Origin of the sequence: Paracidovorax wautersii (genome assembly GCF_031453675.1) — a bacterium.
Classification (GTDB): Bacteria; Pseudomonadota; Gammaproteobacteria; order Burkholderiales; family Burkholderiaceae_C; genus Paracidovorax.
This window is the reverse complement of record NZ_JAVIZX010000001.1, coordinates 3,183,889-3,210,429: the sequence shown is the minus strand read 5'-3', so window position 1 is coordinate 3,210,429 and position 26,541 is coordinate 3,183,889. Positions and strand designations below refer to the sequence as shown.

The window sequence follows — 26,541 nt, the reverse complement described above, 5'->3', positions numbered from 1 at the left end:
GGCGCAGCCGCTCAGGGGGATGGCTTCAGTGCATACCCGATCCGAGGAAAGTGCACATGCACCAGGCCGGCACGCGGGTCGGTGCGCTGCAGCGTGTAGCGGGTGCGCGTGGCCGCGATCAGCGTGCCTTCGGTCGGCTCGGTGCCGAAGCTCTCGGCCGCGATGGTGACTGCACTGCCCAGTGGAATGCCGTGCTCGTCCTGGAACACGTCGTCCGCCAAGGGCAGCGGCGTGGCGTTGGCGGCCACGGTGATGGCGTCCTGCGCCGTGAACTTGGCCATGCGGCCCTGGCCCAGCGCGGCGATGCGGTCCATCCATTCCAGTACCGCCGGTGTGGCCTGGAAGATCTCGGCCATCACCGGCACGCAGGTGCGCGTGAACCACAGCGGGTGGTACGCCGCGAAGTCGGCCACGCAAGGCTCGGCACCGAACAGGAAGGGATGCTCTTCCACCATGTGCGCGATGCGGCGCAGGTAGGAGCGGTAGGCCGCGGTAGCGTCGGGCGGGCGAATGCGCGGGGCGCCGCCCCCCATGGCCTTGCGGTCGGCGGAGAAGGCCTCGATCGCGCTGGCGGGCAGGTTGGAAAACAGCGCGGCCGCGCCACGCGGCTGCAGGCTGTAGGCCATGGACGCCTGGAACAGCGCCGTGTCGGCCCACTGCGCGAACACGCGCGACACGCCCTTGAGGTGCGGCGGGTACAGCACCGGCTCGGGCTGCACATGCTCCAGCACATCGCAGATCAGGGCGGTGTCGCAGTAGATGTCGGCGCCGATCTGCAGGAAGGGCGTGCGCCGGTAGCCACCGGTAAGCGCCACCACGTCCGGCTTGGGCATGATGCTGGGCACCACCACCGAGTTCCAGGCCAGCTGCTTGAAGCCGAGCACCGAGCGGATCTTCTGCGCGAAGGGCGACGAGGGGTAATGGTGCAGGATGAGTTCAGTGGTCATCGGGAGCTCCTGGGATGGGGATCGATCGGCGTGGCGGACGCGATGGTGATGGGAAGGACCGGCGAAGGCGCTCAGGCTGCGGCCGCGTCCTTCATCGGCGGCGGCGGCGGGCTCCAAAGCATTTCCACATGCGGGATATCGTCTTCCAGGTACGGCTCGGAGACGGTAACGAATCCCTGCTCGGCATAGAAACGCTGCAGATGGGCCTGCGCGCTGATGCGCACGCCGTGGCCCGGCCAGGCCTGGCGGCAGCGCTGCATGCCTTCATGGATGAGCGCACGCCCCAGGCCGGTGCCCCGCGCCTGCGCAGCGGTGGCCACGCGGCCCATGGACGGCTCGGCGTACTTCACGCCCGGGTCCACCACGCGCAGCACGGCCAGCAGCGGGCCGTCCGGCTGGGCGCGCCCGAGCAAATGCCATGCGTGCTTGTCGGCATCGTCCGGGTCCTGGTAAGGGCCCTGCTCCAGGATGAAGACGCGGCAGCGCAAGGCCAGCGCGTCATGCAGGGCGTGCACGCCCAGGTCGTCGAAGCGGGCCCAAGTCCAGTGCCAGGCGCGCGCAGCCGCGCCGCCGGATGCGGATTGCGGAGAAGTCGTGGGGTCGTTCGTCACGGTTGTCATGGGTCGTTGAAGCGTGGGCCGGCCCGCCCGCCCGCGGCGGACGCAAGGCCTTTCACCGCCGGCCATTGTCCTGCCGCCGGGCTGCCGGCTGCGTTCCTGCGCTCAATCGACCAGCTTGACCAGTTGCTTGCCGAAGTTCTTGCCCTTGAGCAGGCCCAGGAACGCCTCGGGTGCCGCCGCCAGGCCCTGGGCGATGGTCTCGCGCGGGCGCAGCTTGCCGGTGCCGACCAGCGTGCCCAATTCCTTCAGCGCCTCGGGCCAGATCTCCATGTGCTCGCTGACGATGAAGCCTTCGACCTTCATGCGGTTGACCAGGATGAGGGCCGGGTTCTGCAGCGGCAGCGGCTGGCCGTCGTAGCCGGCGATCATTCCGCAGACGGCCACGCGCGCGAAGGCGTTGGCGCGCAGCAGCACGGCGTCGAGGATGTAGCCGCCCACGTTCTCGAAGTAGCCGTCGATGCCGTCCGGGCAGGCTTCCTTGAGCGCCTTGGACATGGCCTTCAGGTCACCATGCTCGCGGTGGTCGATGCAGACGTCGAAGCCCAGCTCCTCGGTGGCGTAGCGGCACTTTTCCTTGCCGCCGGCAATGCCCACCACGCGGCAGCCGCGCGCCTTGGCCAGCGCGGCGAAGGCGCTGCCCACAGCGCCCGTGGCGGCGCTGACCACCACCGTCTCGCCGGCCTTGGGCGCGATGATCTTGACCAGGCCGTACCACGCCGTCACGCCGGGCATGCCCACGGCGCCCAGGTAGTGCGACAGCGGCACGTGCGCGGTGTCCACCTTGCGCAGCATGCCCGGCGCGTTGCCGTCCACCACGCTCCACTCCTGCCAGCCGCCCATGCCGACGACCTTGTCGCCCACGGCGTACTTGGCGTTGCGGCTCTCCACCACTTCGCCCGCCGTGCCGCCGATCATCACCTCGCCCAGGGGCTGGCTGGCCGCGTAGCTCTTGCTCTCGTTCATGCGCCCGCGCATGTACGGGTCCAGGCTCAGGTAGTGGTGGCGCACCAGCACCTGGCCGTCGGCCAGCGCCGGCGTGTCGGTGGCGACGAGCTTGAAGTTGCCCGTGGTGGCTTCGCCCTGGGGACGGTTGTCGAGCAGGATCTGCTGATTGCGTGGCATGGTGTCCATCTCCTGTAAATACGGTTTTGATAGCAGCCTGCGCTTGATACGCAAGCGCTAGAGGCCATTTCAACTTAAAAGAATGAGCTCAGTCGGTCGGCAGCGCACCGCTGCTGCCCTCGTGCTCCGAACGGGCGCGGGGCACGTACTTGAACGTGCCCGTCGCATGGCTGCACACGCGGCCCTCGGCGTCGTAGACGGTGCCCTCGGTGAAGGCCATGGACCTGGTGCGGTGGATCAGCCGCCCCTTGGCCACCAGCGGGCCGCGCGCCGGCTGCATGAAGCTGGTCTTCATCTCGATGGTGACCACGCCGAACTCCGGCGTGTCGCTGCGCGCCGCCGTGGCCATCACCACGTCCAGCAGCGCCATGGTGGCACCGCCATGGGTGACGGCGAACGAGTTCATGTGCTCCGGCGCCGCTTCATAGCGCATCTCGGACGCACCGTCCTTCATGTGGTGCAGCGTGAAGCCCAGGTGGTTCACGAACGGAATCTCGGCGCCAAAACTCAGCAAAGCAACTTCCTTTAGATACAGACGGTGAAAACGGGCGCGGCCCCTACCAGCAACCGCCGCGCAAGGGCCGCCCCGCCGCGCTGGCGGTGTCCCCCTTCCCGGCGCAGCCGAGAAAAGGGGCTGAAGGCCGCGGCTCCGAGCCTGCCTGCGCAGGCTTGGACGCGCCTGAGGGGCAGCCGCCTCTGGCGGCAGCATGGAGCGGCAGAGCCGCTCAGGGGGTTGTACCCGATACCCTACCCTATCCACCGACGACGACGCTCACGCCGCCATCCACCGCCATCCACTGCCCGGTGATGTGCTTGCCCGCATCGCTGGCATACAGCAGGGCCAGGCCCTTGAGGTCTTCGTCGTCGCCCAGGCGGCGCAGCGGCGCGTGGTTGGCCATCTCCTGTTCGCCCAGCGTCTCGATGAGCACGCTCGCCATCTTGGTCTTGAAGAAGCCCGGGCAGATGGCATTGACGGTGATGCCGTGCACGCCCCACTCCGCAGCCAGCGCACGCGTGAAGTTGATCACGGCGCCCTTGGAGGTGTTGTAGGCGATGGTCTTCATGGCGATGGGGTTGCCGCCCAGGCCGGCGACGGAGGCCACGTTGATGATGCGCCCGGTCTTGCGGGCGATCATGCTGCGCTTGGCAATGGCCTGCGACAGCAGGAAGTAGCCGCGCACGTTCAGGTTCATCACCTTGTCCCACGCAGCAGCGGGGTGGTCTTCGGCCGGAGCGCCCCAGCTGGCGCCCGCGTTGTTGACGAGGATGTCCACGTCGCCCATGCGCTCAAGCGTCTCGGTGGCGAGGCGGTCGATGTCTTCCTCGCGGGCGCAGTCGGCGGCGATCCAGCGCGCGTCGATGCCGGCGGCCTGCAGCTCGGCGGCGGACTCTTCCAGATCGGCGGCCTTGCGCGAAGTGAGCATGATGCGGGCGCCGGCCTCGCCCAGCGCGTGCGCGAGCTGCAGCCCGAGACCGCGTGAGCCGCCGGTGACGAGGGCCGTCTTGCCGGTGAGATCGAAGAGTTGCTGGACCTTGCGTGCCATGGGTGTCGTCTCCTGCCTTGTATCTGCGTCAATCGCTGTGAAAAATCAGCACAACGATTGTGGAGGGACGCCGCCAGGGCGCGTGTCGCCTGCGTGATCCGGCGGGCCTGGCGAGGGCGCCCCGCGGCACGGGCAGACCGGCGGACCGCAGAACTCCGTGCCTGGAGATCCGCGTTCAGAGGGCTGCCGTCAGTCCCCGCGCCACTCGCTCACATACGTGTCGCGCGCCACGCGCCGCGCGGCCACCAGCGGGTTCACCCGCGTGCCCAGGTTCAGCAAGCCCAGCATGCGGTCGTTCGGGCCCAGCCCCAGCACGCTGTGCAGCAGCTGGCCCAGGGCGCCGGGCGTGCTGCTCCAGAACGCGCCGTAACCCAGCGCGAAGGCGGCATTGAGCACGTTGGTATACGCACCGCCGGCAGCCAGCAGCTGCTCGAACTCGGGCGCCTTGGGGTGGTCCTGGATGTGGGCGTGCAGCACCAGCACCACGGGCGCGGTGGTGAGCTTGGATGTGTACTTGCCGCGCATGGACTGCACGGCCTCGGTCTGCGCCTGCGGGTGGCTCAGCACGCGCTGCAGCAGGGCATGGCGGGCATCGCCCTGCAGCAGCGTCATGCGCCACGGCACAAGGCCGGCGTGGTCGGGGGCGCGGGCGGCCGCGTCCAGGATCAGGCCCAGCTCGTCGGCGCTCGGGGCCGGTGTGGTCAGGGGCCAGCAGGAGCGGCGCTGCAGCAGCTGGGCGAGAGTCGGGTTGTCGGTGGCGGGAGAGGAATTCGGCATGGGCTACGGGCAAGAAGGCAAACAGGCGGCGCGACGGCGCAGAACGCGTGCGGCACTACGGCCCGATGCTACGGCAAGGTCCGCCAGGGCCGGTCCGCCCGCGCGCGGTGGGCATCATCGCCCGCACCGCGCCGGCCGGGGCGAGCCGCCTGCAATGCCATTGCGGGGTGCAGGCCCATAGCCGCCACCGAAGGCAGCACCGCAAGGCGCTGCCGCGCCCTCCCCCCGGCCGTCAGAACGCGTCTTCAGGCAGCTGCGCGCAGGTCATGTCGCGCTGGCGCACCACGTTCAGCCAGGCGCCGATGCGCGGCAGTTCATAGTGATAGAAATAGGTCGCAGCGCCCATCCTGCCTGCGCTGGCAGCTCTTGAAAGCGTAGCATCTTCGCGCAGCGTGGCCAGGGCCAGCTCCAGCCACATCCAGGCCAGCACGGTGTGGCCGAAGGCCTGCATGTAGGGCACGGCGTTGGCCAGGGCCTCGGCGGGCTCGTCGGTGGCCCAGGCGGCCTTGGTGGCACCGCCCACCTGGGCCAGCGCCTGGGCCAGTGCATTGGCGTGCGCCTCCAGGCCCGGCTGCTGGATGGCGCGCTGCACCGTGTCGTTGATGCGCCCGGCCAGGAGCGTGAGCCCGCGGCCGCCTTCCATCAGCACCTTGCGGCCCAGCAGGTCCATGGCCTGGATGCCGTGCGTGCCCTCGTGGATCATGTTGAGGCGGTTGTCGCGCCAGTACTGCTCCACGGGAAAGTCGCGGGTGTAGCCGTAGCCGCCGTGGATCTGGATGGCAAGCGAATTGGCTTCCAGGCACCACTCGCTGGGCCAGCTCTTGGCGATGGGCGTGAGCACCTCCAGCAGCAGCCGCGCCTCGTCGGCCTGGCCGGCGGGTGCGGTGTGCTGCTCGTCCACCAGCCGCGCGCAGTACAGGTTGAGCGCCAGCGCGCCCTCGCCGTAGCTCTTTTGCGCCAGCAGCATGCGCTTGATGTCGGCGTGCTCGATCAGGCGCACCTGGGGCGCGGCGGCGTCCTTGCCGCCCTTGCCCACCGGCCGGCCCTGGGGGCGGTTCTTGGCGTAATCCAGGCTGGCGTAGTACCCCGCCAGCCCCAGCATGGTGGCGGCCATGCCGATGCCGATGCGCGCCTCGTTCATCATGTGGAACATGCATTTAAGGCCCTCGCCCGGCTGGCCGACCCGGTAGCCGATGGCCCCCGCGCCGCCCCGCACGGGGTAGGTGCCCTCGCCGAAGTTGAGCAGCGTGTTGGTGGTGCCGCGCCAGCCCAGCTTGTGGTTCAGGCCCGCCAGTGCGACGTCGTTGCGATCGCCCGTCAACTGGCCCGCCTCATCCACCAGCTTCTTGGGCACGATGAACAGCGAGATGCCCTTGACGCCGGGCACCAGCTTGCCGTCCGCCCCCGGAATCTTGGCCAGCACCAAGTGCACGATGTTCTCGGTCAGTTCGTGGTCGCCGGAGCTGATCCACATCTTGTTGCCGGTCAGGCGGTAGCGCGGGCCGAGCGGGTCGGCCTCAGAACCGTCGCCGTCGGGCACGGCGCGGGTGGCCACGTCGGACAGCGACGAGCCGGCCTGCGGCTCCGACAGGCACATGGTGCCCGCCCAGCGGCCGTTGAATTCGTTCTGCGCAAAGACCTCCTTCTGCAGGGGCGTGCCGTGCACCATCAGCAGGTTGGCATTGCCCGCGGTGAGCAGGTTGGAGCCGATGCTGATCGACGCCAGCGCGAAGAAGCTGTTGGCGGCCGCCTCCACGGTGTAGGGCAGCTGCATGCCGCCCACGTCGTAGTCCTGCGCAGCGCTGAGCAGGCCCGAGTCGGCGTAGGCGCGGCGCGCGTCGTAGGTGGCCTGGGGCAGCACCACGCGCAGCGTGCCGTCGGGCTGGGTCTCAGTGCGCGGCTCTTCGGTGTCGACCAGCCGGTTGAAGGGCGCGTACTTCTCGCGGGCGATGCGCGCGCAGGTGTCGAGGACGGCATCGAAGGTCTCGCGCGAATGGTCGGCAAAGCGCTCGCGCTGCTGCAGCGCGTCGGCTTGCAGCCAGTCGTAGAGCAGGAAGTCGAGGGTGGAGCGAAGAGGCGTCGTCATGGCGCAAATTATGGAAGCGCGCTGCGCAGCGATGTGTCTGGTGCGTGACCTGCGGAGCACCGCCCTCCCCCACCTCCGCGCAGGCATTGCCTCGCTGGCGCATCGGCGCCCTCTTTGCGAAGATAGAACCCCGCAACCCTCCCCGGCCTCCCATGGACTACCTCCCGCAACTCGCCACGCTCTGCGCCATCATCCTGCTGGCGTGCGCCAGTCCAGGGCCGGACTTCGTCGCCGTCACCTCGCAGGCATTGCACGACCGCCGAGCCGGCATCTTTGTGGGCCTGGGCATCGCCTGCGCGGTGACGCTGTGGGCCACGCTGGCCATCCTGGGCTTCGGCCTGCTGATCCAGGAAATGTTCTGGCTGTACGAGGCCATCCGCTGGGCCGGTGCGGCCTACCTCACCTACCTGGGCGCCCGCATGCTCTGGGGCGCACTGCGGGCCCCCGCAGCCGATGGCGCCACGCATGGGGCCGCCGCCACGGCGAGCCTCGCGGGCGCCTGGCGCCGAGGCTTCGTGGTGGGACTGACCAACCCCAAGACGGCCACCTTCTTCGCCACGCTCTTCGTCACGCTGCTGCCCGTGGGGGCGCCCGCCTGGGTGTATGGCGCGGTCGTCGGGCTGGTGGGCGCCATCACCGCGCTGTGGCTCGGCCTGCTGGCGGCGTTCTTCTCGGTCGGGCGCGTGCGCGCGGCCTACGCCCGCCTGCGCCGCCCTGTGGACGCATTGATGGGCGCCGCCCTGGTCTGCCTGGGGGTGCGCATGGCCACCCAGCGCTGAGAAAATACAAGCCTTTCAGGCCTCTAGGGCTTACACCACCTGCGCATGCAGCTATTATAAAAATAGCAAACCCCGTGCAGGCACAGCGCCGGCACGGGGTTGGGGTTCAGGCGGGACGAAAGGGCTGCCCGCCGCTTACAGCACTTCGAACACGCCGGCTGCGCCCATGCCGCCGCCGATGCACATCGTCACGCAGACGCGCTTGGCGCCGCGGCGCTTGCCTTCGATGAGGGCATGGCCGGTCAGCCGCTGGCCGCTCACGCCGTAGGGGTGGCCCAGGGCGATGGCGCCACCGTTCACGTTCAGGCGGTCGGCCGGAATGCCCAGCTTGTCGCGGCAGTAGAGCACCTGCACGGCGAAGGCTTCGTTCAGCTCCCACAGGTCGATGTCCTGCACCGTGAGGCCCAGCTTCTTGAGCACCTTGGGCACGGCGAAGACAGGGCCGATACCCATTTCGTCAGGCTCGCAGCCTGCCACGGCAAAGCCGAGGAAACGGCCCAGAGGCTTGAGGCCGTGCTGGCCCGCATAGGCTTCGCTCACCACCACGCAGGCGCCTGCGCCGTCGGAGAACTGGCTGGCGTTGCCCGCCGCGATCACGCCACCGGGCAGCGCAGGCTTGATGCCGCTGATGCCTTCCTTGGTCGTGCCCTCGCGCGTGCCTTCGTCCTTGCTGACGGTCACCTGCTTGGTGATCAGGCCCAGCGTCTTGTCGGCGATGCCGGCGGTGACGGTGATGGGCGCGATCTCGGCGTCGAACAGGCCGGCGGCCTGCGCCGCGCACGCGCGCTGCTGGCTGGCGGCGCCGTACTCGTCCATGGCGTCGCGGCCGATGCCGTAGCGCTTGGCGACCTGCTCGGCCGTCTGCAACATGCTCCAGTAGATCTCGGGCTTCTGCTTGGCCAGGGCCAGGTCCTGGATCATGTGCAGGTTCATCTCCTGCTGCACGCAGGAGATGCTCTCGACACCGCCGGCCACGTAGACATCGCCCTCGCCCGCGATGATGCGTTGCGCGGCGGTGGCAATCGTCTGCAGGCCCGAGGAGCAGAAGCGATTGATGGTCATGCCGGAAGTGGTGACGGGCAGGCCGGCCTTGATGGCGATCTGGCGCGCGATGTTGCTGCCCGTGGCACCTTCCGGCGTAGCGCAGCCCATGATGACGTCATCGACGTGCGCGCCGTCGATGCCGGCGCGCTGCACCGCATGCTGCACGGCGTGGCCGCCCAGCGTGGCGCCGTGCGTCATGTTGAACGAGCCCTTCCAGCTCTTGGCGAGCGGCGTGCGGGCGGTGGAAACGATCACTGCGGAGGTCATAAACGGATTCCTTGTTTCTTGCGGCAGGCGGGCACTCAGGAGAAGGACTTGCCTTCGGCGGCGAGGCGGGCCAGCAGCGGCGCGGGCTCCCAGGCCTGGGCGTCGTCCAGCGGGTTCTGCGCAAAGCGGCGCATGGTCTGCGCCACGTTGAACAGGCCGACCTCGCTCGCATAGTGCATGGGGCCGCCGCGGTGGATGGGGAAACCGTAGCCGGTGAGGTAGACCATGTCGATGTCGCCGGACTTGGAGGCGATGCCGTCCTCCAGGATGTGCGCGCCTTCGTTCACCAGGGAGAACACCAGGCGCTGGACGATCTCTTCGTCGCTGATCTTGCGCGGGGTGATGCCTGCGTCCTTGCGGTGCTGCTCGATCATGTCCAGCACTTCCTGGCTGGGAATCGCATCGCGCTTGCCCGGCACGTAGTCGTACCAGCCCTTGCCGGTCTTCTGCCCGAAGCGGCCCTTCTCGCACAGCAGATCCGCCGTCTTGCTGTACTTCATGTCGGGCTTTTCGATGTAGCGGCGCTTGCGGATCGCCCAGCCGATGTCGTTGCCGGCCAGGTCGCCCATGCGGAACGGGCCCATGGCGAAGCCGAACTTCTCGATGGCCTTGTCCACCTGCTGCGGCGTGGCGCCTTCGTCCAGCAAGAAGCCGGCCTGCTGGCTGTAGCGCTCGATCATGCGGTTACCGATGAAGCCGTCGCACACGCCGGACACCACGGCCGTCTTCTTGATCTTCTTGGCGATGGCCATCACGGTAGCCAGCACGTCCTTGGCCGTGGCCTTGCCGCGCACCACTTCCAGCAGCCGCATCACGTTGGCGGGGCTGAAGAAGTGCATGCCTACCACATCCTGCGGGCGCTGGGTGAATCCGGCGATCTTGTCCACGTCCAGCGTGGAGGTGTTGGACGCGAGGATGGCGCCGGGCTTGGCCACCGCATCCAGCTGCTTGAACACGGTCTCCTTCACGCCCAGCTCTTCGAACACGGCCTCGATGATGAGGTCGGCGTCCTTCAGGTCGTCGTAGCTGAGGGTGGTGCTCAGCAGGCCCATGCGCTGCTGGAACTTGTCCTCCTTGAGCTTGCCCTTCTTGACCTGGGCCTCGTAGTTCTTCCGGATGGTGCCGATGCCGCGGTCCAGCGCCTCCTGCTTCGTCTCCAGGATGGTGACGGGAATGCCCGCGTTCAGGAAGTTCATGGCGATGCCGCCGCCCATGGTGCCGGCGCCGATCACGCCGACCTTCTTCACCGTGCGCTGCGGGGTGTCGGAGGGCACGTCCGGAATCTTGCTGGCCGCGCGCTCGGAGAAGAAGATGTGGCGCAGCGCGCGGGACTCGGGCGTCCACATCAGGTTGATGAACAGCTCGCGCTCATAGGCCAGCCCGTCGGCGAACTTGCGCTTGGTGGCGGCCTCGACCGCGTCCACGCACTTGGCGGGGGCCGGCAGATTCTTGGCCATGCCCTTGACCATGTTGCGCGCGAACTGGAAGTACGCATCGCCCTCAGGGTGCTTGCACGGCAGGTTGCGCACCAGCGGCAGCGGGCGCACGTCGGCCACGCTGCGGGCGAAGGCCAGCGCCTCTTCAGCCAGCGCCTCGGGCGACGCGGCCATCTTGTCGAACAGCTTCTGGCCGGGCATGGAGCCGATCAGCTCGCTCTTGACCGGCTCGCCGCTCACGATCATGTTCAGGGCCGGCTCCACGCCGATCACGCGCGGCAGCCGCTGCGTACCCCCGGCGCCGGGCAGGATGCCCAGCTTCACCTCGGGCAGCGCCACGCTGCAGCCGGGCGCGGCCACCCGGTAGTGGCAGCCCAGCGCCAGTTCCAGGCCGCCGCCCATGCACACGGAATGGATGGCCGCCACGACGGGCTTGGGCGCATTCTCGACGGCCAGGATGACCGAGTGCAGGTTGGGCTCCTGCGTGGCCTTGTCGGTCCCGAATTCCTTGATATCGGCCCCGCCGGAGAACGCACCGCCGGCGCCGGTGATGACGATGGCCTTCACGCTCGCCTCCGCAGCGGCACGGTTGAGGCCCTCGACGATGCCCTGGCGGGTGGCAAGCCCCAGTCCGTTGACGGGCGGGTTGGCCAGGGTGATCACGGCCACATCGCCGTGGACTTGGTATTCAGCGGTCATGCGCTTTGTTCCTTGGGTTGGAAAAAACAGCGCTCCGGGCCCGCAGCGGCCCAAAGCGAACGATCGTGCTTTTCCATTCTAGGGGGCACGGAAAACCCCTCCAAGACAGGGATGTCCCTGACCGGACAGGCGCCCCGCTTTGCCTAACCCTTCGGTAGAGGCGTCGCGCCACGCCAGGTGCGACGGCCAGACCGCGGCCTCAGGCCGTGCGACCCCTCAGCCATTGCCCCAACTGCTCCAGCCCGAGCGGCGGCGCGATGTGGTAACCCTGCCCGACATCGCACCCCATGCGGCGCAGCGCGTCCCAGCTGGCCGCGTCCTCGATGCCTTCGGCCACCACCTGCAACCCCAGCTGGCGGCCCAGCTGCACGATCATCTCGGCGATGCGCGCGCCTTGCTCGCCGCGGGGCTGGCGCACGAAGCTGCGGTCGATCTTGATGCGGTCCAGGGGCAGGCGCTCCAGGTAGCTCAGCGACGAATAGCCCGTGCCGAAGTCGTCGATGGCGATGCTCACGCCATCCTGCCGCAGCGCGGCCAGGGTGGACTGCAAGAGCTGCGTGGGCACCACGGCGACGGACTCGGTGATCTCCAGTTCCAGATGGGTGCCGCCCAGCCCGCTGGCGGACAACGCCGCACGCACGGCATCGAGGAAGCCGGGGTCCTGCAGCTGCGCGGCCGACACGTTGACCGCCATGCGCAACGGCGCATGTCCGGCGTCGAGCAGTGCCCGCATGGTCTGGCAGGCCGCCGCCAGCACCCACTGCCCCAAGGGCACGATCAGGCCCGAATGCTCGGCCATGGGAATGAAATCGTCCGGCGATACGAAGCGGCCGTCCGGCGTGCGCCAGCGCAGCAGCGCCTCCAGCCCCACCAGCGCGGAGGTCTCCAGATGCAGCTGTGGCTGATAGACGAGGAACAGTTCGGCGTTGTCGATCGCGGCGCGCAGCTGCGCCAGCAGCACGGCCCGGTGGCGCGCCTCGGCCCCCATGTGCTCCAGGTACTGCAGGTGCTGGCCCCGGTGGCCGCGCTTGGCACGCTTGAGCGCGATGGTCGCATCCTTGACCAGGTCGGCCCCGGCCTGCGCCCGCGCCGGCAGATGCACATAGCCGCAGGTGAGCGACACCTTGTGAGGCACGCCATCCACCGTGGGCGGGGGACGCACGCACTGCAGCAGCAGCGGCAGGGCCACACGCTGTGCCTCGGCCAGCACGCCGAAGGTGTCCGAGCCCACGCGCGCCAGCAGCGCACCCGGCGGGAGCGCTTCGGCCAGGCGGCGGGCCACCGCCTGCAGCAGATGGTCCCCGAAGCGATGGCCCATCACGTCGTTGGCCGCGCTGAAATCGTCGATATCGATGAGTGCGAGCAGGTGGCCCTGCGCGCTGCCGCCGCGCACGCATGCGTCCACCTGCTCCACGAAATGCGCCCGGTTGGGCAACTGCACCAGGGGGTCGTAGTAGGCGAATCGGTGCAGCCGGTCCAGCAGATCGCGGTTGTGCAGCAAGGTGCGCAGGTTGGCGGTGAAAACGTCCAGCAGCGGGCGGTCCAACGTTCCATGCGGGCCTGGAGTGTCCACGCAGACCGCCATGCTGCGGCCGCTGCCACTGGCCAGGTACAGGGCCACACCGCCCTCCTCTCCATGGATGTGGTGGCCGAAGCGGGCGGCGCGGGCGAGCAGGCTCTGGCAGCGCGACGCAGGCAGCTCGGCCAATGCCTGGCCGACGAAGCCGCTGAACGCGCCAGTGGCCGCCAGGATCTCGCAGCGGGCGGGCGGCGGGCCGGGCACCAGGCACACCATGCCGCGCGCGGGCACGCCCAGGAGCGCAGCCAGTTGCGTGACCACGCCTGCGGCGAAAGCGTGCAGATCGTTCTCCTCCAGCAGCGCAGCGCTGGAACGCACGATGCGTTCCAGGCTGCGGCGGCTGCTCTCGATGGCACAGCGCTGGTCGTAGGAGCGGATGGCCGTGATCACGGCCGGCAGCAGCCGGCTCGGCGTCAGCTCGGAATGGTCCCGGTGGTCGTTGATGTCGTACTGCAGCAGCAGCTCCTGGTCCGGCACCTGCGCCGTGCGCGCCGTGTGCAGCACGATACGGGTATGGAGCAGGCCGGCGGTGTGGCGAATGAAGTCCAGCAGTTCCAGCGCCGTGCCCGGCCGCTCCCACGCGGTGCCGAGCAGCACCACGGCCACATCGCTTTCGCCGAGCAGCACCGCGCGGGCCTCCTCGGCGTTCTGTGCGTGAAGACAGTGAACCGGACGGCCGGCAAGTTCCAGCCCTTCCAGCAGCGCGCGCACCGTGGCATGCACTGGCGCATCGGGATCGGCAACGAGCACGCGCCAGCCGGGCGAGCCGTACGAGGGGCGATGCGCACCGTCCGCCGGTCCCGGCGGGCAGGCGACACCCGCAGCAGGACCGTCATGCCCGAGCTGGATGCTCATGAAGTGGGTACTTCGGCCGTGTCACGCGCACGCACCACGCGGTTGCGGCCGCTGCGCTTGGCGCTGTACAGCGCCTCGTCCGCCAGGCCATACGCCTCGTCGAAGCCGTTGCCGCCGGGCAGCCAGCTCACGCCGAAGCTGGCGGTGATCGCGCTGCCGTCCGGCAGCGCGAAGTCGCAGGCTTCGATGGCCTGGCGCGCGGCCTCGGCCACGCGCTCGCAGGCGCGCCCATCCGGTCCGGGCAGCAGCACGGTGAACTCTTCGCCTCCTACACGGCCGATCTGCGCCAAGGGCGGTACCACCGCCTGCAGGCATTCGACGACGCCGCGGATCACACGATCGCCCACCGGGTGGCCGAAGCTGTCGTTCACCCGCTTGAAGTGATCGATGTCCAGCACGATGAGTGCCAGGCTGCCGACCTCGAAGTGCCCGTTGACACGCTCGATGATCGCCGCCCGGTTGAGCACGCCCGTGAGCGGATCGTGCGTGGCACGGTAGTGCAGCTGGTCGGCGAGGTCCTGCAGGCGCTGGTTGAGCTGGTTCATCTCCAGCTCGGCCCGGTCGCTGCGGCGCACCAGCCGCCGCGTCTCGCGCAGCAGGCGCTCGTAGGCCGCCAACAGGTCGCCCAGCGCCTGGCGGCATCCGTCCTGCTGCGCTGCGGCCTGCACGCAGGGGAGCGTGTCATAGGCCGATCGAGCGGCCTGCAGCGCGCGGTGTTCGGACTCGAAGAGGTCCGGGGGAGACGGGAGCTGCTCCATCGCTCAGGACGCGGCGACCGGATGGCAGGTGAACGCGAGCCCGGGGAAATCGTCAGCCAGTTCCTGGCCGAACTCCAGGATGGTGTCGTCCTCTTCGTCGTGGTACCAGTGCAGCGCCACGGTGTTGCCCGCCTGGGCCGCATCGTTGAGCGCGTCGATGAGATTGAACAGCATCTTGGTGCTGGAGCTGTTGAAGTACGCCAGCGCGATGTGCACTTCGATGCGCTGGCCGCTCTGCAGCGCCAGGTACTGCCTGAGCCGCCCGATGATGTCGCCGAAGAAGGCCGCGGCATTTTCCGGATAGGACTCGCCGCGCAGGCGAAGGGTGTGCTGATCGAACTGGAAGTCCACCTCGGGTGAACTGGGTGTAGGAGCAATGTAGAGAGGGTCCATGCGTGATCTCTGGTCGGGGTCCGCGGTGCGTCGGGTCAGATCGCCGCCTTCAGGTAGAAGACGGGGGCGCCTGCCGCGCCCTGGGCGGGGTCGAAGTCGAATTCCAGCGGCGCGCTGGCGTCGCGCGCCACGGTGAGAAAACCCATGCCGGCGCCCTTGCTGCCCTGCGGGGTGTCGTCGCGCAACGTCTGGCGGTAGGCCTGCTTGATCTCATCGAGGGTCATGCTGCGCAGGCGGTCCAGCTTGTGCCGCAGTTCGTCGGCCATTCCGGCTTCGATGGGGTTGGCGCACAGCAGCAGGAAGCGGCCATCGGCCTCCCGGCGGATGCACACCGAGCCGTGGCGCAGCTCGCCGTCGGGCTGGCTGGGCGGGGTGAGCGCGTCGGCCGAGTAGTGGATGATGTTCTGCGCCATCTCGATGAAGGACGAGAACAGCTTGCGCCGCGTCGGCCCGGCCACGCCGGCCACCTCCAGTTGCAGCTTCACGGCGTCAGCCATGGCCGCCACGATGTGCTGCGAGAAGTAGCCCACGTAGTAGAAGATGACCTGGTGTTCGCGGGCCACGCTGAAGAAGGAACCGTACTTGCCGGAAATCAGGGGGGAAGACATCGTGAGGGGGTGAGTCGTGGAAGGGAAAGACGCCGTCAGATGCGAAAGCACAGAAAGGTCACGTCGTCTCGCCGGTTGTGGTCGCCCTGCCATGCGCGCAGGCCCTCCAGCACGGCGCCGTTGATTTCCGCGGGGCTTGCAGCGCGGTGCTGCAGCAGCAACTCACGCAGGCGGCGCTTGCCGAGGGCGATGGCACGCGGCCCGCCCACCTGGTCGGTGAGCCCATCGGTCGTGATGAAAACCAGGCTGCCGCTGGGCAGCGCGACGGTCTGGTTCTGCCAGACATAGTCCGGGGCGCTGTCCACGTAGCCCACGCCCTGGCGCTGGCCTTCGATGACCTCCACTTCTTGGGCCTCGGGCCGCAGAACGTGGAGCGACAGCCGCGCGCCCGCGAACGTGAGCTGCCGGGCGGCGGTATCGACCCAGAAGAAGGCCGCGTCCATGCCGTCGTCCGAGCCGGGAGTGTCGTCGCCGCCGTCGACCTGCCCCAGCACCTGCTTGATGCCCCGGTTGACGGTGCCCAGCAGTTGCGCCGGATCCCGCGCGCCCTGGCGCTCGACGGCCTGCGACAGGCTGGTGGACGCGATCAGCGTCATGAAGGCACCGGGCACGCCGTGCCCCGTGCAGTCCGCCACCGCCCCGAACCATCCGCCTGCGCCCTGGCTGAACTGGTAGAAATCGCCGCCCACCACATCGCGGGGCTCCCACACCAGATGGGCATGAGGGCACACCCGTGCGAGTGCGTCCCTGGACGTGCGGAGCGTGGACTGCTGGATCACGCTGGCGTACTCGATGCTGTGCATGATCTGCCGATGGCGCGAGGCCTGCACATCTGCCACCACGCGCATCAACTGCAGCCCGTTCCCCACGCCAGCGAACGCGCCCTCGCGCGTGATGATGAAGCCGTCGGAAAGCGCCTTCTCTCCACATTCCACCGTGCGAACGGTCAGGGTGTCGATGTCCATGCCGGCATCGACGACGAGCGGCTCCTTGTCCATGAACGCAATGCAGCTCTTGCGGCCGTACAGCTCCATGCGGAACTGCTTGCTCATCTGCGATAGGAAGATATTGCGGTTGATCAGCCCGATGGGCCGGCCGTCTTCGACCACCGGCAGGGCCACCAGATCGCGGTGGCGGCTGAAAACCTCCAGCACCTCTTCATTCGTCTGGCCCGTGGTCATGCAAGGCACAGGGGTGCACAAATCCGCGGCGCTGGGGGGCTGGAAGCGGGGACGGAACTCGGTCAGATACGCACGGGAATCGGGCATGCCAGCGGCGCAGGAAATGAATGTCAAAAAATGTTAATGACAGAACATTTCCGTTTTATGACGACGCTGTGGCAAGACCGTGTCGGCGGCACGCGCCCTAGAGCCGGTGATGCATGCGTCCGCACCCACACCTGGCCTTGCAGCGTACGCCGCTTGCCCAGGCGACCGGGCTGGCGGACCGGCCACCCGGCTGCACGCAGGAAGCCTCGGCAGTCAGACCTCCAGCCACTCCTTGCGGACATACTGGTTGGCGCGCAATTCCTCCGGCGTGCCTTGGAAGACGATGCTGCCGTGCCCCATGACCAGAGCGCGGTCCGAGATGGTCATCGCGATGGTGAGCTTCTGCTCGATCAGCAGCACCGACACACCCCGTGCCTTGATCTTCATGAGGTACTCGCCCACCAGCTCCACGATCTTGGGTGCCAGTCCTTCGGTGGGCTCGTCGATGATGATGAGGTCGGGGTCCCCCATGAGCGTGCGGCACAGCGTCAGCATCTGCTGCTCGCCGCCCGACATCACGCCGGCCTCGGTGTGCTGGCGCTCCTTGAGGCGCGGGAACATGGCGTACATGTCATCGAAGCCCCATCGGCTGCCTTTGCCGTTGCCCTTCTGACCCAGCAGCAGGTTCTGATGCACCGTGAGGTTGGGAAAGATGTCGCGGCTCTCCGGCACGTAGCCGATGCCCAGGTGGGCGATCTCATAGGCCTTGCGTCCCACGAGCTTCTGCCCCTTCCATTCGACGCTGCCCTCCCAATCCACCAGCCCCATGATGGCCTTGGCAGTGGTGGAGCGCCCCGATCCGTTGCGGCCAAGCAGCGCGACGATCTCGCCCGGCTGCACATCGAAGGCCACGCCGTGCAGCACATGGCTCTTGCCGTAATAGGCATGCAAATTGTCAATATGAAGCATGTCAGTTTTCCAGAGCGCTGTGCGCCGCCCGCGTCGCGTTGAACCGGCGCCACCCCTGCGTGGGCAGCCGAGCAAGGGCCGCCCCGCAGCGAGGGCTGCGTCCTCCTGCCCGCCTTGCGCAGCAAGGCGAGAGCGGGGGCTGAGGGCCGCGGCTCCGAACCTGCATGCGCAGGCTTGGACGTGCCCGAAGGGCAGCCGCCTCTGGCGGCAGCACGGAGGCCCACAGGGCCACAGGGGGGTATCGTTTCATGTCAGTGCGCCCCTTCCTGTTGCGCGGCGATCACCGACCCCAGATAGGCCTCCTGCACCCGCGGGTTGGCGCGCACGGCCTCCGGTACGTCGAAGGCGATCACCTCGCCGTACACCACCACCGCGATCTTGTCCGCCAGACCGAACACCACGCCCATGTCGTGCTCCACGGTGAGCAGGGTGCGGCCTACGGTCACTTCCTTGATGAGATGGATGAACCGCGCCGTTTCGCTCTTGCTCATACCGGCGGTGGGCTCGTCCAGCAGGATGACGTTGGCGCCGCCGGCAATGGTGATGCCGATCTCCAGCGCGCGCTGCTCCGCATAGGTCAGGTTCATGGCCAGCGTGTCGCGCTTCTTGTCCAGGTGGATCATCTCCATGAGCTGCTCGGCACGCTCGTTGGCGTCCCGCAGGCTGGAGAGAAAGCGCAGGAAGGTGTAGCGGTAGCCCAGGCTCCACAGCACGCCGCAGCGCAGGTTCTCGAACACGCTCAGCTTGGGAAAGATGTTGGTGATCTGGAAGCTGCGCGACAAGCCCATGCGATTGATCTCGTAAGGCGCCTTGCCATCGATGCGCTGGCCATTGAGCAGCACCTCGCCGCTGCTGGCGCCAAAGCGTCCGCTGATCAGGTTGAACAGCGTGGACTTGCCCGCGCCGTTGGGCCCGATGATCGCCACGCGCTCGCCCGGAGCCACGGCCAGGTTGGCGCCGCGGATGATCTCCGTGCGGCCGAAACTCTTGCGCAGATCACGCAGTTCCAGCGCATAGCCTGCCGGGTTGCCCGGGGACGATGGATTCACTACGCTGCTCATGCCGCACCTCCCCGCTTGATCTGGTGTTCTATCTCCTCCTGAATGCGTCCCCACTGCCGCACGAACCTGCGCCGGCAGACTTCGAACGCGGCGAGACCGATGGCGAACAAGGCGCCCGCTCCCAGCCAGCTGGCCGTGGCCTTGGCGTCCAGGGTGAGGCCCAGGAACTTGAGCTGCGAGCCCAGGGCCGCATTGAGCTGCAGGTGGTAGAGCATCTCGATCATCGCCGCCGCGCCCAGCACGGCCAGCAGCGCCGTGGTGCCCAGCATCAGGTAGGAGCCGCCCAGCTGCCGCAGCTTGCCGAACTTGGCCAGGCGCAGGTTCATCATGATCAGGCTGGCGATGCCGCCCGGCGCATACATCACCATGAACAGGAACACCAGTCCCAGGTACAGCAGCCACGCCTTGGAGAGTTCGGACAGCAGCACGGACGCGAACACCAGCAGCACCGCGCCGATGATCGGACCGAAGAAGAACGTGGCTCCGCCGAGGAAGGTGAACAGCAGGTAGGAGCCGGAGCGCAGCACGCTCACGCTGTCGGCCCCGGTGACGATCTCGAAGTTGATCGTGGCCAGCCCGCCGCCCACGCCTGCGAAGAAGCCGGCGATGACGAAGGCGTAGTAGCGCACGCGCTGCGGGTTGTAGCCGATGAACTCCACGCGCTCCGGGTTGTCGCGCACCGCATTGAGCATGCGCCCCAGGGGCGTTCCGGTGAAGGCGAACATCAGCGCCGTGCAGATGAAGCAGTACGCCGCGATGAGGTAGTACACCTGGATGGCAGGCCCGAAGCTGATGCCGAAGAACGACTGGCCGTAGACGCGGTCGGTGGTGATGCCGCCCTCCCCGCCGAAGAACTCGGGGAACATCAGCGCCATCGAAGCCACCAGTTCGCCGATCCCCAGCGTGATCATGGCGAACGTGGTGCCCGATTTCTTGGTCGTCACATAGCCCAGCAGGATGGCGAAGAACATGCCCGCCAGCCCCCCCACGATGGGGATCAGCACCAGCGGGATGGGCGGCGCGCCCTTGCCCGCCAGGTTCATGGCATGGATGGCGATGAAGGAACCCAGGCCCGTGTACACCGCATGGCCGAAGCTCAGCATGCCCCCCTGCCCCAGCAGCATGTTGTACGAGAGGCAGATGATGATGAGGTAGCCGATCTGCGAGAGCATGGTCAGCGCCAGGCTGCTCTTGAACAGCATCGGCGCGACGATGAGCGCGATGGCGAACAGCCCCCAGACCACGGCGCGGCCCACGTTGAGGGGCTTGAAGCGGTAGTAGCGCGTAGCAGTGCTGTCCATGGGCGGGGCAGAAGAAGATGGCGTGGTCGTCGTGCGCATGGTCTCAGCCCTCCCGCGTGCCCAGCAGCCCCTTGGGCCGGAAGATCAGGATCAGCACCAGGAACAGGTACGGAAGAATCGGCGCGATCTGCGAGATGGTGAGCTTCAGCACCGGCCAGCCGAAGGTCTGCTCGGTGACCACCACCCCCAACCGGGCGAAGGCATGCACCAGCGAATAATCCAGCGCGACGGCGAAGGTCTGCACCAGCCCGATGAGCAGCGATGCGAGGAAGGCCCCGGCCAGCGAGCCCATGCCGCCGACCACCACCACCACGAAGATGATGGAGCCTACCGACATCGCCATGGCCGGCTCCGTGACGTAGGTGTTGCCACCGATCACGCCGGCCAGGCCCGCCAGCGCGCACCCGCCGCCGAACACCAGCATGAACACACGCGGCACGTTGTGGCCCAGCGCCTCCACCATGTCCGGGTACTTGAGCGCCGCCTGGATCACCAGCCCGATGCGGGTGCGCGTGAGCAGCAGCCATACCGACAGCAGCATCAGCAGTGCGACCAGCATGATGAAAGAGCGCGACTTCGGGAACTGCGTGCCGTACAGCGTAAAGAGGGGTCCTTGCAGTTGCGTAGGCAGCCCGTAGGGCACGGTGGAGCGACCCCACACGAGTTGCACCACTTCGAGGATCAGGTACGACAGGCCGAAGGTGACCAGCAGCTCGGGTACATGGCCGAACTTGTGCACGCGCCGCAGCGCGTAACGCTCGAACGCCGCACCCAGGATGCCTATGAGCAGCGGCGATAGCACCAGCGCGGGCCAGAAGCCCACCACGCCCGAGATGGTGTATGCAAAGTAGGCACCCAGCATGTAGAAGCTGGTGTGCGCGAAGTTCAGCACACCCATCATGCTGAAGATCAGGGTGAGCCCCGAGCTCAGCATGAACAGCAGCAGCCCGTAGCTGATGCCGTTCAGCAGAGAGATCACGAAAAACTCAAGATTCATCGGATTGGCTTGTCAGTACGGCTGAAAAAAAGGCCCGAGGGCGAGTCGGGCCTCGAAGGTCATCACGGCATAGAGTCTGCTGGCGGTCTCCCAGGGGTCGCACAGCGGCCTTTGCGGGACGGGATGCTAGGCGCGGTGTGCAGCCAATAGCACGGCTATCCACCAGCGCCGCAACTCCGCAGACCGCCCGCAAAGACCGCTGCCCGAAGGGTTGGAGCGAAATCGGGCGATTGGAGGCCCCGGCTGCTGGCATGGGCACGAGCCCATGCGGCGCACCCGAGGCCTCCACTCATCCCGATTGGGTTCCAATGCGATCCCCTGCGAGACCGCCAGCAGGCTCATGACGGCCGCTTCATCTGGCAGGACGTCGGCGTGCTGGCCACGTAGGGCTCGTAGTATTTCACCGGAACGAAGGTGTAGCCGGTGTTCTCCGCGTCGTTAGGATACTTGCCGCCGGCCTTTTCCCACTTCGAGATGAACAGGCCTTGCTGTAGCTGGTGGTCGGTCTTGCGCATCTCGACCTCGCCATTGAAGCTGGTGAACTTCAGGCCCTCCAGCGCGGCCGCCACCTTCACCGGCTCCGTCGACTTGGTCTTGGTAAATGCCGTATCGAGCATGGCGAACGCGTGGTACACCGCGCCGGTGTACATGTCGTCGTTGAACTTGGCCTTGTAGTCCTTGACGATGCGGCCGATCTCACCGGGCAGGTTCAGATGGTTGTACGAGGCCATGTACACGCGCCCCGCCGCCGCCGCGCCCATGGCGGTGGGGCTGCCGGTCACGCCGCCGTAGTAGGTGTAGAAGTTGACGTTGTTGAGGCCCGCGTCGTTGGCGGCCTTGATCAGCAGCGCCAGGTCGGAGCCCCAGTTGCCGGTGATGACCGTGTCGGCGCCCGACTGCTTGATCTTGGCGATGTAGGGCGCGAAGTCACGCACCTGCGCCAGCGGGTGCAGATCGTCGCCGACGATCTGCACATCGGGCCGTTTGCGTGCCAGGTTCTCCTTGGCGTACTTGGCGACCTGGTGACCATGCGAGTAGTTCTGGTTGATGAGGTAGACCTTCTTCACCGCAGGCACGTCCTTGATGAAGGTGGTCAACGCTTCCATCTTCATGGAGGTGTCCGCATCCAGCCGGAAGTGCCAATAGCTGCACTTGCTGTTGGTGAGATCGGGGTCCACGGCCGCGTAGTTCAGGAACAGCACTTCCTTGCCCGGATTGCGGGCGTTGTGCTTTTCCAGCGCGTCGATGATGGCCAATGCGGGGCCGGAGCCATTGCCCTGCACCACATAGCGGGCGCCCTGGTCCATGGCCGAGCGCAGCGCGCTCGTGGTCTCTTGCGGGCTGAGCTTGTTGTCGATACCGATGATCTCGAACTTCACGCCCGAGGCGCTCTTCTTGTTGAACTCCTCGGCGATGAACTGGAAGCTCTTGAGTTGGTTCGTTCCCACCGCTGCCATGAGTCCCGAGAGCGGGTCCAGCCATGCGATCTTGACGGTCTCACCCTTTTGGGCAAATGCGCCGCCAGCGCTTACCAATATGACGGATGCAGCTACTGCCTTGATAGCAAATCCCATGGTCTGTCTCCTGTTTTGGTATCAACACGGGGCAGCGTAGCGTGTTGACCCAGGGCAGCGCTCAGGGAATGCCCCTACCGGCTATCGCCGATGCGACTGCCTGCGGCGCGCGCGGCGCCGGGACAGTCGCGCCACGGCTCAGAGCCCCGGCAGGCGGTAGTCCTTCAGCTGCTCGCGCAGGCGGGTCTTCAGCATCTTGCCCGTAGCGCCCAGGGGGATCGCGTCCACGAACACCACGTCATCGGGGATCTGCCATTTGGCCGTCTTGCCCTCGTAGAACTGCAGAAGTTCCTCGCGCGAGACGTCGGCGCCCGCGCGCTTGACCACTGCAACGATGGGCCGCTCGTCCCACTTGGGATGCGGCATGCCGATGCAGGCGGCCATGGCGATGGCCGGGTGGGCCATGGCGATGTTCTCGATGTCGATGGAGCTGATCCATTCGCCGCCCGACTTGATCACGTCCTTGCTGCGGTCGGTGATCTGCATGAAGCCGTCCGCGTCGATGGTGGCCACGTCACCCGTGGGAAACCAGCCGATGCCGCGTGCATCCTGGACCAGCGGATGCCCTCCCTCGGCCTTGTAGTAGCTGTCCACGATCCAGGGCCCCTTGACCAGCAGGTCGCCGTAGGTCTTGCCGTCCCACGGCAGCTCCTTGCCTGCGCCATCCACGATCTTCATGTCCACGCCGTAAATGGCCCGGCCCTGCTTCTGCAGGATCTTCATCTGCTCGTCCTTGGGCAAGGCGAGGTGCTTGTTCTTGAGCGTACCGAGCGTGCCCAGCGGGCTCATCTCCGTCATGCCCCAGGCATGCAGTACGCGTACCCCGTAGACGTCCTGGAAGGTCTGGATCATGGCCGGCGGGCAGGCCGAGCCGCCGATGACCGTGCGGTTGAGGGTGCTGAATTTCAGCCCACCCGCCTGCAGGTGGTTGAGCAGCATCTGCCACACAGTGGGCACGCCCGCAGCAAAGGTCACCCCCTCGGCCTCGATCAGCTCGTAGACGGACTTGCCATCCAGCGCAGGGCCGGGGAACACCAGCTTGCAGCCCGTAAGCGGCGCCGAGTACGGCAGGCCCCAGGCGTTGACGTGGAACATGGGCACCACGGGCAGCACGCAATCGCGCGCCGACAAGCCCATCACGTCCGGCAGTGCCGCCGCATAGGCATGCAGCGTGCTGGAGCGGTGGCTGTACAGCGCGGCCTTGGGGTTGCCGGTGGTGCCGCTGGTGTAGCACATGCCCGACGCCGTGTTTTCATCGAACACCGGCCAGTCGTAGGCCTCCGGCGCCGCGCCGATCAGGGCCTCGTAGCTCACCAGATTCGGTACGCCGGAGTCCGCCGGCAGCTTGTCGGCGTCGCACAGCGCCACCCAGTGCCGCACCGTGGGGCACTTGGCGTGCACGGCCTGCACCAGGGGCAGGAAGGTCAGGTCGAAGCACAGCACCTGGTCTTCCGCATGGTTGGCGATCCAGGCGATCTGGTCCGGGTGCAGGCGCGGGTTGATGGTGTGCAGCACGCGGCCGGAACCGCTCACCCCGAAGTACATCTCCATGTGCCGGTAGCCGTTCCAGGCCAGGCTGGCCACGCGGTCACCGAACTGCAGCCCCAGGCCGTCCAGCGCGTTGGCCAGGCGCTTGGCGCGCCGGGACAGATCGCGGTACGTATAGCGGTGGATATCACCCTCCACCCGGCGCGAGACAATCTCGGCATCACCGTGGTGCCGTTCCGCGAACTCGATCAGCGACGAGATCAGCAGCGGTTGGTTCTGCATCAGGCCCAGCATGTGTTTGTGCTCCTCTGTATAGGTTGTGTGCGGCGGAATTCTCATCCTAACCGGGCGCCGGCACACCCCGCAGCAGCAGCGAAGCCGACGCGCGCGGCGCATGTCACGGGCACGACACGCCTGGCCGTTGCCCTCCGCCGCCCCGCACCAGGTGATCGCCCTAGGACGCAAGGCCCTGCCCCCGACGGGGCATCCGCCCGTGCAGGACAATCGTCCGATGTCTTCTACCCCGACGCCTGCCGCATCGCCGCGCTCCGGCCTGGCCTGGCACAACGGCTTTGCCGCGCTGGGTCCGGCCTTCTTCACCGAGCTGGTACCCACGCCCCTGCCAGCGCCGCATTGGGTCGGCAGCAGCGCCAGCGCTGCCGAGTGGCTGGGTGTGGACCGGGAATGGCTGGCTTCCGACACCGCCCTACAGGTCTTCACCGGCAACGCGATGCCGGCGGACGCGCGCCCGCTGGCCAGCGTCTACAGCGGCCACCAGTTCGGCGTGTGGGCCGGCCAGCTCGGCGACGGGCGCGCCATCCTGCTGGGCGAAACCGATAGCGGCATCGAGGTGCAGCTCAAGGGCGCCGGCCGCACGCCCTACTCGCGCATGGGCGACGGCCGCGCCGTCTTGCGCTCCAGCATCCGCGAGTTCCTGTGCAGCGAGGCCATGCACGCGCTGGACATCCCCACCACGCGGGCCCTGTGCATCACCGGCTCGACCGCCCCGGTGTACCGCGAAGAGGCCGAAACCGCCGCCGTGGTGACGCGGCTGGCGCCCAGCTTCATCCGCTTCGGCCATTTCGAGCACTTCGCCGCGCGCGGCCAGGAGGCGGAACTGCGCCAGCTGGCCGACTACGTGATCGACCGCTACTACCCGGACTGCCGCACCACGGCGGCGCTCGGCCGCAACCCTTACGCTGCTCTGCTGCAGGCCGTGAGCGAGCGCACCGCTGCGTTGCTGGCGCAGTGGCAGGCCATCGGCTTCTGCCACGGTGTGATGAACACGGACAACATGAGCATCCTGGGCCTGACCATCGACTACGGCCCCTTCCAGTTCCTCGACGGGTTCGTGCCGGGGCATGTCTGCAACCACAGCGACACCCAGGGCCGCTATGCCTTCAACCGCCAGCCCAACGTCGCCTACTGGAACCTGTTCTGCCTCGGCCAGGCGCTGATGCCGCTTATCGGCGACACCGAGATCGCCCAGGCCGCGCTGGAGTCCTACCGCAGCGTGTTCCCCGCGCAGTTCCTGCAGCGCATGCGCGACAAGCTGGGCCTGCGGCAGTCGGGTGACGGCGATGCGGCCCTGGTTGATGCCCTGCTGCAGCTGCTGGCGGGCGATGGTGTGGATTACCCCATCTTCTGGCGCCGCCTGTCGCACGCGGTCGCCACCGGCGACTACGAAACCGTGCGCGATCTGTTCGTGAACCGCCCCGGCTGGGATGGCTGGTTGCTCACCTATCAGGAGCAGCTTGCGCAATCGGATCAAGGGCTGGCGGCCGATTTGATGCTGAAAACCAATCCCAAGTTCGTGCTCCGCAACCACCTGGGCGAACAGGCCATCCGCGCGGCCCGGTCGGGTGACTTCTCGGTGTTCGCCACCTTGCAAACGCTGCTCGCCCACCCATTTGACGAACATGCGGACCAGGATGCCCACTGGTCCGGCTTTCCGCCCGACTGGGCGTCCACCATCGAAATCAGCTGTTCATCATGACCTTTCCCGTCCAGAAGACCGACGCAGAATGGCAAGCCCTGCTCCAGGAAAAGGGCGCCGAGCCCGCCGCCTGGAAGGTGACGCGCCACGCCGCCACCGAACGCCCTTTCACCGGTAAGTACGAGGCGCATTGGGCCGACGGCAGCTACCACTGCGTGTGCTGCGGCGCCAAGCTGTTCGATTCCGACACCAAGTTCGACGCCGGCTGCGGCTGGCCCAGCTTCTCGCAGGCTGTTCCCGGCGCCATTAAGGAGATCGTGGACCGCAGCCACGGCATGGTCCGCACAGAAACCGTTTGTGCACAATGCGGAGCCCACCTGGGCCACGTCTTCGAAGACGGCCCGGCCCCGACCGGGCTGCGTTACTGTATGAATTCCGCCTCGCTCGACTTCGAGTCCGAGGCGCCCTGACCGTCCCCTGGAGCCTTTCGCGC

At 67.5% G+C, this 26,541-nt stretch carries 23 protein-coding genes; 3 read left to right on the top strand and 20 right to left on the bottom strand.

What is annotated here, in order from left to right; translation table 11 throughout:
- Positions 1-11: 11 nt before the first annotated feature.
- The 7 genes from QE399_RS14520 to QE399_RS14490 all read right to left on the bottom strand — a co-directional run bounded on the left by QE399_RS14520 (position 12) and on the right by QE399_RS14490 (position 7,096).
- Complete coding sequence (locus tag QE399_RS14520) at positions 12-947, bottom strand: glutathione S-transferase family protein (protein ID WP_309829632.1); 936 nt, start codon at positions 945-947, stop codon at positions 12-14.
- A gap of 71 nt (positions 948-1,018) precedes the next feature.
- Entirely contained in the window at positions 1,019-1,567 is a 549-nt protein-coding gene (locus QE399_RS14515; protein WP_309829630.1) for a GNAT family N-acetyltransferase, read from the bottom strand.
- A gap of 102 nt (positions 1,568-1,669) precedes the next feature.
- Positions 1,670-2,689, bottom strand: coding sequence for an NADP-dependent oxidoreductase (locus QE399_RS14510; RefSeq protein WP_309829628.1), 1,020 nt, complete (start codon positions 2,687-2,689; stop codon positions 1,670-1,672).
- Between the two features lie 88 nt (positions 2,690-2,777).
- Entirely contained in the window at positions 2,778-3,203 is a 426-nt protein-coding gene (locus tag QE399_RS14505; RefSeq protein WP_309829625.1) for a PaaI family thioesterase, read from the bottom strand.
- Between the two features lie 238 nt (positions 3,204-3,441).
- Complete coding sequence (locus QE399_RS14500) at positions 3,442-4,233, bottom strand: SDR family oxidoreductase (RefSeq protein WP_309829624.1); 792 nt, start codon at positions 4,231-4,233, stop codon at positions 3,442-3,444.
- A gap of 189 nt (positions 4,234-4,422) precedes the next feature.
- Positions 4,423-5,010: a nitroreductase family protein gene (locus QE399_RS14495; RefSeq protein WP_309829622.1), complete on the bottom strand. Its 588-nt coding sequence runs from the start codon at positions 5,008-5,010 to the stop codon at positions 4,423-4,425.
- A 232-nt stretch (positions 5,011-5,242) separates the two neighbouring features.
- Complete coding sequence (locus QE399_RS14490) at positions 5,243-7,096, bottom strand: acyl-CoA dehydrogenase (RefSeq protein ID WP_309829620.1); 1,854 nt, start codon at positions 7,094-7,096, stop codon at positions 5,243-5,245.
- A gap of 152 nt (positions 7,097-7,248) precedes the next feature.
- Here QE399_RS14490 and QE399_RS14485 point away from each other — a divergent pair, with 152 nt between their 5' ends.
- Entirely contained in the window at positions 7,249-7,875 is a 627-nt protein-coding gene (locus QE399_RS14485; RefSeq protein ID WP_309829618.1) for a LysE family translocator, read from the top strand.
- A 135-nt stretch (positions 7,876-8,010) separates the two neighbouring features.
- On the opposite strand, the gene QE399_RS14480 is transcribed toward QE399_RS14485, so the two are convergent.
- The 13 genes from QE399_RS14480 to QE399_RS14420 form a co-directional block, all read right to left on the bottom strand.
- Complete coding sequence (locus tag QE399_RS14480) at positions 8,011-9,186, bottom strand: acetyl-CoA C-acyltransferase (RefSeq protein WP_309829616.1); 1,176 nt, start codon at positions 9,184-9,186, stop codon at positions 8,011-8,013.
- A gap of 35 nt (positions 9,187-9,221) precedes the next feature.
- Complete coding sequence (locus tag QE399_RS14475) at positions 9,222-11,321, bottom strand: 3-hydroxyacyl-CoA dehydrogenase NAD-binding domain-containing protein (protein WP_309829615.1); 2,100 nt, start codon at positions 11,319-11,321, stop codon at positions 9,222-9,224.
- Positions 11,322-11,520: 199 nt separating this feature from the next.
- Positions 11,521-13,755: a putative bifunctional diguanylate cyclase/phosphodiesterase gene (locus QE399_RS14470; protein WP_309829613.1), complete on the bottom strand. Its 2,235-nt coding sequence runs from the start codon at positions 13,753-13,755 to the stop codon at positions 11,521-11,523.
- Positions 13,752-14,513, bottom strand: coding sequence for a GGDEF domain-containing protein (locus tag QE399_RS14465; RefSeq protein ID WP_309829611.1), 762 nt, complete (start codon positions 14,511-14,513; stop codon positions 13,752-13,754). The genes QE399_RS14470 and QE399_RS14465 overlap by 4 nt, the downstream gene beginning before the upstream one ends.
- Positions 14,514-14,516: 3 nt before the next feature.
- Complete coding sequence (locus QE399_RS14460) at positions 14,517-14,906, bottom strand: DUF1987 domain-containing protein (RefSeq protein WP_309829609.1); 390 nt, start codon at positions 14,904-14,906, stop codon at positions 14,517-14,519.
- Positions 14,907-14,941: 35 nt separating this feature from the next.
- Complete coding sequence (locus QE399_RS14455) at positions 14,942-15,514, bottom strand: SiaB family protein kinase (RefSeq protein ID WP_309829607.1); 573 nt, start codon at positions 15,512-15,514, stop codon at positions 14,942-14,944.
- A 35-nt stretch (positions 15,515-15,549) separates the two neighbouring features.
- Positions 15,550-16,782, bottom strand: coding sequence for a SpoIIE family protein phosphatase (locus tag QE399_RS14450; protein ID WP_309829604.1), 1,233 nt, complete (start codon positions 16,780-16,782; stop codon positions 15,550-15,552).
- A gap of 213 nt (positions 16,783-16,995) precedes the next feature.
- Positions 16,996-17,691: an ABC transporter ATP-binding protein gene (locus tag QE399_RS14445; protein ID WP_309829601.1), complete on the bottom strand. Its 696-nt coding sequence runs from the start codon at positions 17,689-17,691 to the stop codon at positions 16,996-16,998.
- A gap of 251 nt (positions 17,692-17,942) precedes the next feature.
- Positions 17,943-18,752, bottom strand: coding sequence for an ABC transporter ATP-binding protein (locus QE399_RS14440; protein ID WP_309829599.1), 810 nt, complete (start codon positions 18,750-18,752; stop codon positions 17,943-17,945).
- Positions 18,749-20,092 (bottom strand): branched-chain amino acid ABC transporter permease, encoded by a 1,344-nt coding sequence (locus tag QE399_RS14435; RefSeq protein ID WP_309829598.1) that lies wholly within the window; start codon positions 20,090-20,092, stop codon positions 18,749-18,751. Before QE399_RS14435 ends, QE399_RS14440 begins: the two co-directional genes overlap by 4 nt.
- Positions 20,093-20,096: 4 nt before the next feature.
- On the bottom strand, positions 20,097-21,050 hold the full coding sequence (locus QE399_RS14430; RefSeq protein ID WP_309829595.1) for a branched-chain amino acid ABC transporter permease: 954 nt from the start codon (positions 21,048-21,050) through the stop codon (positions 20,097-20,099).
- Positions 21,051-21,388: 338 nt separating this feature from the next.
- A complete protein-coding gene (locus QE399_RS14425; protein ID WP_309829594.1) occupies positions 21,389-22,624 on the bottom strand; it encodes a branched-chain amino acid ABC transporter substrate-binding protein in 1,236 nt (411 codons plus the stop codon).
- A gap of 138 nt (positions 22,625-22,762) precedes the next feature.
- Positions 22,763-24,406, bottom strand: coding sequence for a 3-(methylthio)propionyl-CoA ligase (locus QE399_RS14420; protein ID WP_309829592.1), 1,644 nt, complete (start codon positions 24,404-24,406; stop codon positions 22,763-22,765).
- A 217-nt stretch (positions 24,407-24,623) separates the two neighbouring features.
- Between QE399_RS14420 and QE399_RS14415 the strand changes: the two genes are divergently transcribed.
- Entirely contained in the window at positions 24,624-26,108 is a 1,485-nt protein-coding gene (locus QE399_RS14415) for a protein adenylyltransferase SelO (protein ID WP_309829590.1), read from the top strand.
- Positions 26,105-26,518 (top strand): peptide-methionine (R)-S-oxide reductase MsrB, encoded by a 414-nt coding sequence (gene msrB / locus QE399_RS14410; protein ID WP_309829588.1) that lies wholly within the window; start codon positions 26,105-26,107, stop codon positions 26,516-26,518. Before QE399_RS14415 ends, msrB begins: the two co-directional genes overlap by 4 nt.
- The last annotated feature ends 23 nt before the right edge of the window (positions 26,519-26,541 follow it).

Coding starts and splice junctions, on each gene's coding strand:
- QE399_RS14425 (WP_309829594.1), bottom strand. CDS start 22,624: ATGGGATTTGCTATCAAGGCAGTAGCTGCATCCGTCATATTGGTAAGC.
- QE399_RS14520 (WP_309829632.1), bottom strand. CDS start 947: ATGACCACTGAACTCATCCTGCACCATTACCCCTCGTCGCCCTTCGCG.
- QE399_RS14500 (WP_309829624.1), bottom strand. CDS start 4,233: ATGGCACGCAAGGTCCAGCAACTCTTCGATCTCACCGGCAAGACGGCC.
- QE399_RS14470 (WP_309829613.1), bottom strand. CDS start 13,755: ATGAGCATCCAGCTCGGGCATGACGGTCCTGCTGCGGGTGTCGCCTGC.
- QE399_RS14465 (WP_309829611.1), bottom strand. CDS start 14,513: ATGGAGCAGCTCCCGTCTCCCCCGGACCTCTTCGAGTCCGAACACCGC.
- QE399_RS14475 (WP_309829615.1), bottom strand. CDS start 11,321: ATGACCGCTGAATACCAAGTCCACGGCGATGTGGCCGTGATCACCCTG.
- QE399_RS14485 (WP_309829618.1), top strand. CDS start 7,249: ATGGACTACCTCCCGCAACTCGCCACGCTCTGCGCCATCATCCTGCTG.
- QE399_RS14440 (WP_309829599.1), bottom strand. CDS start 18,752: ATGAGCAGCGTAGTGAATCCATCGTCCCCGGGCAACCCGGCAGGCTAT.
- QE399_RS14460 (WP_309829609.1), bottom strand. CDS start 14,906: ATGGACCCTCTCTACATTGCTCCTACACCCAGTTCACCCGAGGTGGAC.
- QE399_RS14490 (WP_309829620.1), bottom strand. CDS start 7,096: ATGACGACGCCTCTTCGCTCCACCCTCGACTTCCTGCTCTACGACTGG.
- QE399_RS14495 (WP_309829622.1), bottom strand. CDS start 5,010: ATGCCGAATTCCTCTCCCGCCACCGACAACCCGACTCTCGCCCAGCTG.
- QE399_RS14435 (WP_309829598.1), bottom strand. CDS start 20,092: ATGCGCACGACGACCACGCCATCTTCTTCTGCCCCGCCCATGGACAGC.
- QE399_RS14455 (WP_309829607.1), bottom strand. CDS start 15,514: ATGTCTTCCCCCCTGATTTCCGGCAAGTACGGTTCCTTCTTCAGCGTG.
- msrB (WP_309829588.1), top strand. CDS start 26,105: ATGACCTTTCCCGTCCAGAAGACCGACGCAGAATGGCAAGCCCTGCTC.
- QE399_RS14445 (WP_309829601.1), bottom strand. CDS start 17,691: ATGCTTCATATTGACAATTTGCATGCCTATTACGGCAAGAGCCATGTG.
- QE399_RS14430 (WP_309829595.1), bottom strand. CDS start 21,050: ATGAATCTTGAGTTTTTCGTGATCTCTCTGCTGAACGGCATCAGCTAC.
- QE399_RS14515 (WP_309829630.1), bottom strand. CDS start 1,567: ATGACAACCGTGACGAACGACCCCACGACTTCTCCGCAATCCGCATCC.
- QE399_RS14450 (WP_309829604.1), bottom strand. CDS start 16,782: ATGCCCGATTCCCGTGCGTATCTGACCGAGTTCCGTCCCCGCTTCCAG.
- QE399_RS14415 (WP_309829590.1), top strand. CDS start 24,624: ATGTCTTCTACCCCGACGCCTGCCGCATCGCCGCGCTCCGGCCTGGCC.
- QE399_RS14510 (WP_309829628.1), bottom strand. CDS start 2,689: ATGCCACGCAATCAGCAGATCCTGCTCGACAACCGTCCCCAGGGCGAA.
- QE399_RS14420 (WP_309829592.1), bottom strand. CDS start 24,406: ATGCTGGGCCTGATGCAGAACCAACCGCTGCTGATCTCGTCGCTGATC.
- QE399_RS14480 (WP_309829616.1), bottom strand. CDS start 9,186: ATGACCTCCGCAGTGATCGTTTCCACCGCCCGCACGCCGCTCGCCAAG.